The sequence below is a fragment of the Metallibacterium sp. genome, assembly GCF_054637675.1.
This window is the reverse complement of sequence record NZ_JBTSRB010000080.1, coordinates 1-7,553: the sequence shown is the minus strand read 5'-3', so window position 1 is coordinate 7,553 and position 7,553 is coordinate 1. Positions and strand designations below refer to the sequence as shown.

Annotated in this window: 8 protein-coding genes; 5 read left to right on the top strand and 3 right to left on the bottom strand. The window is 64.2% G+C overall.

The annotated features are described in order from the left end of the window. Window positions 1-101: 101 nt before the first annotated feature. Together phbB and gluQRS are read right to left on the bottom strand one after the other, a co-directional pair. Entirely contained in the window at window positions 102-842 is a 741-nt protein-coding gene (gene phbB, locus ACYDAT_RS15340; RefSeq protein ID WP_461441111.1) for an acetoacetyl-CoA reductase, read from the bottom strand. Then, window positions 839-1,768, bottom strand: a complete 930-nt coding sequence (gene gluQRS, locus ACYDAT_RS15335) for a tRNA glutamyl-Q(34) synthetase GluQRS (RefSeq protein ID WP_461451230.1) — start codon at window positions 1,766-1,768, stop codon at window positions 839-841. Before gluQRS ends, phbB begins: the two co-directional genes overlap by 4 nt. A 92-nt stretch (window positions 1,769-1,860) precedes the next feature. Here gluQRS and htpX point away from each other — a divergent pair, with 92 nt between their 5' ends. The 3 genes from htpX to ACYDAT_RS15320 all read left to right on the top strand — a co-directional run bounded on the left by htpX (window position 1,861) and on the right by ACYDAT_RS15320 (window position 5,124). Further along, complete coding sequence (gene htpX / locus ACYDAT_RS15330) at window positions 1,861-2,751, top strand: protease HtpX (RefSeq protein ID WP_461451228.1); 891 nt, start codon at window positions 1,861-1,863, stop codon at window positions 2,749-2,751. Between the two features lie 67 nt (window positions 2,752-2,818). Beyond that, the gene (gene htpG / locus ACYDAT_RS15325) at window positions 2,819-4,705 is read left to right on the top strand and encodes a molecular chaperone HtpG (protein WP_461451226.1); all 1,887 of its coding nucleotides are present in this window, start codon (window positions 2,819-2,821) and stop codon (window positions 4,703-4,705) included. A gap of 2 nt (window positions 4,706-4,707) precedes the next feature. Further along, the gene (locus tag ACYDAT_RS15320) at window positions 4,708-5,124 is read left to right on the top strand and encodes an RNA-binding S4 domain-containing protein (RefSeq protein WP_461451224.1); all 417 of its coding nucleotides are present in this window, start codon (window positions 4,708-4,710) and stop codon (window positions 5,122-5,124) included. Between the two features lie 49 nt (window positions 5,125-5,173). On the opposite strand, the gene ACYDAT_RS15315 is transcribed toward ACYDAT_RS15320, so the two are convergent. Then, window positions 5,174-5,950: a hypothetical protein gene (locus ACYDAT_RS15315; RefSeq protein ID WP_461451222.1), complete on the bottom strand. Its 777-nt coding sequence runs from the start codon at window positions 5,948-5,950 to the stop codon at window positions 5,174-5,176. A 562-nt stretch (window positions 5,951-6,512) separates the two neighbouring features. Here ACYDAT_RS15315 and ACYDAT_RS15310 point away from each other — a divergent pair. Beyond that, window positions 6,513-6,992, top strand: coding sequence for a tetratricopeptide repeat protein (locus ACYDAT_RS15310; RefSeq protein WP_461451220.1), 480 nt, complete (start codon window positions 6,513-6,515; stop codon window positions 6,990-6,992). A gap of 77 nt (window positions 6,993-7,069) precedes the next feature. Then, the coding region (locus ACYDAT_RS15305; RefSeq protein WP_461451218.1) for a hypothetical protein at window positions 7,070-7,553 on the top strand (484 nt) is incomplete at its 3' end.

The window sequence follows — 7,553 nt, the reverse complement described above, 5'->3', positions numbered from 1 at the left end:
GGTGGGGCAAGCAGCCATCCCGGGGTCGCGGCCCGTTCGGCATCCTGCCTCACCTGGTCATGCGCATTGAAGCTGCCACTGGCAGCTTCAGGGCATGCGCATTACCAACCCATGTAGTGGCCGCCGTTGATGGCGAGGTTGGCGCCGGTGATCCAGGCGGCTTCCTCGTTGCAGAAAAAGTTCACCGCGTAAGCGATCTCATCCGGCTTGCCCAGCCGCCCCAGCGGAATCTGCGCCACGATCTTGGCGCGCACGTCCTCGGGCACGGCCATCACCATTTCGGTGCCGACGTAGCCCGGCGAGACGGTGTTGACGGTGATGCCGAAGCGCGCGTTTTCCTGCGCCAGCGAGATGGTGAAGCCGTGCATGCCGGCCTTGGCCGCGGCGTAGTTGGCCTGGCCATACTGGCCCTTCTGGCCGTTGATCGAGCTGATCTGCACGATGCGGCCCCACTTGCGCTCGCGCATCGATTCGATCACCGGGCGGGTGACGTTGAAACACGCATTGAGATTGGTGTTCACCACGTCCATCCACTGCTGGTAGGTCATCTTGTGGAAAGTGGTGTCGCGGGTGATGCCGGCATTGTTGACCAGAATGTCGACATGGCCGAGTGCCTTCTCGACCGCGCGCACCATGTCCGCGGCGGTCTCGGGATTGCTGACATCGCCGGGCACCAGGGTCACCGGACAGCCGGCGGCGATCATTTTCTGGCGCCACGCCTCGGCCTTGTCGGCATCGCGATAGTTGGTGGCGACGCGGTGTCCTTCACGCACCAGACGTTGCACGATGGCGGTACCGATGCCGCCGGTTCCGCCGGTGACCAGGGCAATGCGTGCAGTCATGTCGCGCTCCTCGTGGAATGATCGTCGGCGAGTGTACGCGCGGCATCCACGTCTACGAATTGCGGCGCAGCAATCGCACGGCTGCGCGGCAACAGATCGGCGCGGTAGTGGGTGAGCGCGTGCTCCAGCAAGTGCGTGGTGCTGCGTGCGGGACGCGCGGCCGACTCGCGTTGCCCCAGCAGCGTCAGCGCCTGACGCAGCGCGTCCAGCGCGTCGGATGGCAGCGCCGCGGCGCCGCTCGCTTTGGACAGCTTCTGACCCGCGGTGTCGACGACCACCGGCAGATGCAGGTAACGCGGCGTGGGCAACATCAGCAAGCGCTGCAGCAGGATTTGCCGCGGCGTGGAGTCGAGCAGATCGGCGCCGCGCACCACGTCGCTGACGCCTTGCGCGGCGTCATCCACCACCACCGCGAGCTGGTAGGCCCACAGGCCGTCGGCGCGGCGCAGAACGAAATCGCCGACCTCGGCGCGTACGTCCTGCTGCTGTGGTCCCTGCAGACGATCTGCGAATGCGATCACGCCGCGCGGCACGCGCAGACGCCAGGCGTGCGCGCCATCCGCACGCGCCGGACGCACGCAGCGCGGCGGATGGATGCCGCCGTGCGCCTCCAGATCGGCGCGCGTGCAGGCGCAGGGATAGGCGTGACCGGCCGCGGCCAGTTGCCGCAGCGCGGCCGCGTAAGCCGCCGCGCGTGCGCTTTGTCGCCAGGGCTCGGCATCGGGCAGCAGCCCGAATCGCCGCAGGGTTTGCAACTGCGCGCGCGCAGCGCCGCGGACTGCGCGTGGCGGGTCGATGTCCTCGATGCGCAGCAGCCAGCATCCGCCGGCCGCGCGCGCATCCAGCCAACTGCCCAGCGCCGCCAGCAGCGAGCCGAGATGCAGGGCGCCGGTGGGCGAGGGTGCAAAGCGACCGACATAAACCATGGCTTCATCATGCCATTGGTCACTCTTGAAACCGGCCATGGCATCCCGAGAATCAGCCAGCGGCATGTGCCGTTTCGCGGGAACCCGTCTGCATGAAGCGCGTCTTGCTGTTTGTTGCCACCAATCTCGCAGTCCTGGTGTTGTTCGCCCTCATCGCCCGGATCTTCGGCATCGATCAGTACGCCGCGGCCAATGGCGTCAGCTTCGGCGGCTTGCTGGCGTTTGCCGCGGTGTTCGGCATGGGTGGCGCGTTCATTTCCCTGGCCTTGTCCAAGACCATCGCCAAGTGGCAGACCCATGCCAGGATCATCGCCGAGCCGCAGAGCGAGGTCGAACGCTGGCTACTGGCCACGGTGGCCGTGCACGCCAAGGCGGCGGGCATCGGCATGCCCGAGGTGGCCATTTACGATGGCCCCGAAATGAATGCCTTCGCCACAGGCATGAACCGCAACCACGCGCTGGTGGCGGTCAGCACCGGGTTGCTGCAGGACATGGATCGCGAGCAGGTGCGCGCGGTGCTGGGCCACGAGATCGGCCACGTCGCCAATGGCGACATGGTCACGCTGACCCTGATCCAGGGCGTGCTCAACACCTTCGTCATCGTGGCCGCGCGCATCGTCGGGCGCATCGTCGATTCATGGATGTCGGGCGGGCGCGAGCGCGAAAGCAGTGGCGTCGGCATCGGTTATTTCGTTACCGTGCTGGTGCTGGAGATCGTGTTCGGCATCTTCGCCTCGATGATCGTCATGGCGTTCTCGCGCTGGCGCGAGTTCCGCGCCGATGCCGCCGGCGCCCGGCTGGCCGGCCGCGGCGCGATGATCTCGGCGCTGCAGCGGCTCGGCGCCACCCATGGCGAATCGACCCTGCCCAAGACCATCCAGGCTTTCGGCATCTCTGGACACGTGGCGCACGGCTTCAAGCGCCTGTTCATGAGCCACCCGCCGATCGAGAAGCGCATCGCGGCCTTGCGTGTCGCCGGCTGAGTCCCCATTTGCCAGTCACCTTGCATGATGCCGCGCGCAAGCGCGGCTTTCTTTTTGGAGCCCGAGCATGACCGACACCGCCACCGAAACCCGCAGTTTTGAAGCCGAAGTCAGCCAGGTGCTGCACCTGGTCACGCACGCGCTGTACTCGCACAAGGAAGTATTCCTGCGCGAGCTGATCTCCAATGCCTCGGACGCCTGCGACAAGCTGCGCTTCGAGGCCATCGCCAAGCCCGAACTGATGGGCGAGGGCGGCGAGCTGGGCATCGAGATCCGCTGGGATGCCGACGCGCGCACGCTGCGCATCAGCGACAACGGCATCGGCATGAGCCGCGATGAGGTGATCGAGAACATCGGCACCATCGCGCGCTCGGGTACGCGCAAGTTTCTCGAGGCGCTGTCCGGTGATGCGCGCCAGGATTCGCGCCTGATCGGCCAGTTCGGCGTGGGCTTCTACTCGGCTTTCGTGGTGGCCGATCGCGTCACTCTGGAAACCCGCCGCGCCGGCGCGCCTGCCGCGGAAGGCGTGCGCTGGGTTTCGGACGGCAGCAGCGCATACACGCTGGAAAGCATCGAACGCGCCGCGCGCGGCACCACTCTGACGCTGCACCTCAAGCCCGATGAAGACGAATTCGTCGAGCCCTGGCACCTGCGCGAGCTGGTCAAGAAATACTCCGAGCACATCGGTTTTCCGATCCGCATGCCGAAGCTCGTTGATGGCAAGCCCGGCGACGAGCTGGAGACCGTCAACCATGCCGCCGCGCTGTGGACGCAGCCCAGGAGCGAGCTGAAGGACGAGGATTACCAGAACTTCTACAAGACCCTCACCCACGATTTCAATGCGCCGCTGGCGTGGACGCACAACCGCGTCGAGGGCAAGCAGAGCTACACGCTGCTGCTGTACGTGCCCGAGAAGCCGCCGTTCGAGGCCATGTTCAGCGGTCGCGACGAGCGCAAGGGACTCAAGCTGTACATCCGCCGCGTGTTCATCATGGACGCCAGCGAGCAGTTGCTGCCGGCGTATCTGCGTTTTGTGCGCGGCGTGGTCGATTCCGACGATCTGCCGCTGAATGTCAGCCGCGAGATCCTGCAGGAGAACCGCCTGGTCAGCCAGATCCGCGCCGCGTGCAGCAAGCGCGCGCTGGATCTGCTGGGCAAGCTTGCCAGCGACGAGGCGCCGCGCTACGCCGAGTTCTACAAGTCCTTCGGCAACGTGCTCAAGGAAGGCATCGTCGAAGACAATGACAACCGCGAGCGCATCGCCGGCCTGCTGCGCTTCGCCTCCACGCACAACAGCGATGCGACGCAGAACGTGTCGCTGGATGACTACATCGGCCGCATGCAGGCCGGGCAGGAGGCCATTTACTACCTCACCGCCGAATCCTGGGTGGCGGCGCGCCACAGCGCGCAGATCGAGGCGCTGGCCGCGCGCGGCATCGAGGTGCTGCTGATGAGCGAGCGCATCGACGAATGGATGATGGGATATCTCAGCGAATACCGGGGCAAGCGCTTCCAGCACGCCGGCAAGGGCGAGCTGGGCCTACCGCTGGATGCCGCTGAGAAGGAACGCCGCGAGGCCGCCGAAAAGGACGCCGCACCGCTGCTGGACAAGCTCAAAAAGGATCTGGGCGAGCGCGTGTCGGCGGTGCGCCTCAGCCATCGCCTGACCGAATCGCCGGCCTGTCTGGTGCTGGAAGCACACGACATGGCGCTGCATACGCGGCGGCTGATGGCGGAGGCCGGGCATGCGATGCCCGCGGCCAAGCCGGTGCTGGAAATCAATGCCGCGCACCCGCTGCTGCAGCGTTACGCAACGGAATCCGACAGCACGCGCGGCGCGGATCTGGCGCTGCTGCTGCTGGAACAGGCCGAGGTGGCCGAAGGCGCGCAGCTTGATGACCCGGCCGCCTTCGTCAAGCGCGTGAACCGACTGCTGCTGGGCGCGACCGCATAAACGTGGACACCGCGCCCCCCGGCGTGCGCGCCGACATCTGGCTGTGGGCGGCGCGGTTCTTCAAGACCCGTGCACTGGCCAAGCAAGCGCTGGGTGCCGGCAAGATCGTCTGCGCCGGCGTCGCCTGCAAGCCGGCGCGCACGCTGCACGGCGGCGAGATGTTGCACATCGCGCGCGGCGATGAACGTTTCGAGATCGAAGTGCGGGCGCTGGCCAACGCGCGCGGCCCTGCCGCCGTGGCGCAAACGCTGTATCGCGAAACCGCAGCCAGCCTCGCCGCGCGCGCCGCGCAGCGCGAGCAGCGGCGCCTGCAGCAAGCCGGCACGCCGCAGCCGCCGCCCGCGCGACCCGGCAAGCGCGATCGGCGCCGCATCCACGCCTTCAAGCAGAACATCGGCGAGGCTCTGACGCCGGATTGAAGCCCGGCGTCATGTCGACCGTTTCAGGATGCGCGTACTGCCGCCGTATTCAGCCGGCGGGGATGTAGCTGAGTTCCTTGCTAGCGCGCCAGACGCCGTCCCACTGCTCGGCGATGGCGTCCATGAATTGCTTGCGGATGGCCGCCGCCTGCGCCTTGCCGTAGGCCTTTTCCATCATCGCCTTCAGAGATGGGCTCGGCTCCTTGCCGATCTCGGCCCAGGAGGCGTTGGGCCAGACCAGATTGAAATCGGACGCGCCGCGTCCGCCGCCGCTGTTCTGCCATACGAACCACTGTCCCTCCCACTTGCTGCTGCGCGCGGCGCTGGCATATTTCTCCATGGCTTCCATCAATGCCGGGCCGTGTCCGGGCTTGATGCGCACGCTGTACACGTACGCGAAAGCGGGAACGGCCTTGCTGTCCGTGACCATGTGACTGAGCTTGGGCATGCGTTCGGTGACCCAACTCACCCACTTGCCGCTGTGCGGCAGGACGTTGGTATTGAACACGGGATCGCAGTCTTTGTCGGCCGGGTCCACGAAGTCCAGGCCGGCCCAGGTTCCGGCCCTTACCTCGAAAACATAGCGCCCCACATCGCCGGTCTGCGCGCTCCATGCCCACATCGTCTGTTTGGCGCCGTGCTGATGCAGGCACCCGATGTAAGTCTTGATGCCCTCGCGGAAGGCCTGATCCTGCGCTGGCGTCACCTCCGCCAACCACATCCGCGATACCGCTGCGCTGTCCTCGGCGTGCACGGCGCCGGCCGCCGCCGCCACCGCCAGACCCGCCATGACCAGCCATCGACGCACTGCATTGTTCTTGTTCATGGTGCGACTCCCCACACACGCGGCGCGCCCGGACGCGGAATTGCGGCCGGATCAGCCGTCGCGAGCACGCACAGCTACTCCGGGGTTGTTCAGCCCGCAAAAGAATGTCGCTGATTTCGGGGTTGTGTCGCCAAAACGAAACAATGCGCGCCGCGCGGCGTGGGCCGTGGCGCAGGGGTATGAGGGGCACGGCGCACCGCCGTCGCCTGTGCTGGCAAGCACGACCAGCACGCGCGTCGAGCACCGCGTCGCGACAAGGATGCGGATCATCCATTTATATGCGATCGAGTCGACTGCTGTGCGGAGTCTTCTGACATCGGGAGGGAGATGTCAGCGGCCACTGGCGCCGCATTCTCCGGAGTGGCACAGTGCGACCCCAAGCGGTCACACAGCGATACTGCTAGAGATCAGATTGAGGAGCGCTTTCATGAAACGTGTTTTCCATCTGCTTTGATTGGGCCTTTTGCTTCCCGCTGGTGCTCAGGCGTTCCCAACTGGCGCTCGCGCGTCGAATCGCGAACTCATTTTTGAGATGTATCCACAAACTGCGTCGGCGCTTCCCTTGCAGCGCACGCGCGGCTACTTTGCGATGGGCCGTGACTTAGTGTTCGGCATTGACGGAAATCCCCGAAGCTACGCATCGGCCCTTGTCTACTTGCGCAGGGCTGCGGCTCGACACTACGCACCAGCACAGACGCTTCTGGGGCTGATGTATGCGAATGGATATGGTGTGCTAAAAAGCGATGCCATGGCGCGCCAGTGGTATCAGCTTGCAGCCCAGCAAGGCTACGCGCGAGCGCAAATAAATCTTGGCAATGCGTACTCCAAAGGACATGGAGTGTCGCGCGACGTCAAAAGAGCATATGCATGCTATGCCAGCGCTAAGAGCCATTCGCAGGTAGGATCTGTTTCTTTTCGAGATTCAGAAAGCGCAATGGCAACCCTAAGGGAGCATATGATGGCTGCCCAAATCTCGGCTGTGCAGCAACTGCATGGGCAGTATCAATTGCGATGCCTCAGTGGCAAGCTTAAAACTGGGTAAGAGTGACATGCTGCGTCAACTTCTAGGCAGCAATTGGCACAGGCCGACCCATAGCGGACGTCGCAACAAACTAAAGGATGAGCGAGATGCACCCGGAAACTGACGCGAAACTGGTGAATTCCTTGAATAAGGAAATCGTGAAACCTGCGTTCTCATTCGAATCGGTTACGTTTTCCAACGACGATGTTCTCACATTCGAAGAGGACGAAATCGTCGTATTCGTTGGCCCCAACAATGCGGGGAAGAGCGCCGCTCTGCGAGAGATGCAGCAATTCGTTTCCCGGAAAGTCGTTCAGAACGTCATTAAGGATGCAACTTTGCGCCGCTCGGGTACTCAGGCAGAACTGCTAGAATACCTTGAGAAGTACGCTCTAAAGACCGGATTGACGGGCGATTATCGTTACGCTGGTATCGGATACAACATTCACCAATCCCATATCCAGTACTTTGATCAACCTATTGACCATCAACCAGTCGCTAGCTTCTTTTGCACAAGGCTCGCCACGGAAACTAGAATCGTAGCTTCCAATCCTGCCGGTTCTATTGAGCTCTACAAAGAGG

Coding starts and splice junctions, on each gene's coding strand:
- phbB (WP_461441111.1), bottom strand. CDS start 842: ATGACTGCACGCATTGCCCTGGTCACCGGCGGAACCGGCGGCATCGGT.
- gluQRS (WP_461451230.1), bottom strand. CDS start 1,768: ATGGTTTATGTCGGTCGCTTTGCACCCTCGCCCACCGGCGCCCTGCAT.
- htpX (WP_461451228.1), top strand. CDS start 1,861: ATGAAGCGCGTCTTGCTGTTTGTTGCCACCAATCTCGCAGTCCTGGTG.
- htpG (WP_461451226.1), top strand. CDS start 2,819: ATGACCGACACCGCCACCGAAACCCGCAGTTTTGAAGCCGAAGTCAGC.
- ACYDAT_RS15315 (WP_461451222.1), bottom strand. CDS start 5,950: ATGAACAAGAACAATGCAGTGCGTCGATGGCTGGTCATGGCGGGTCTG.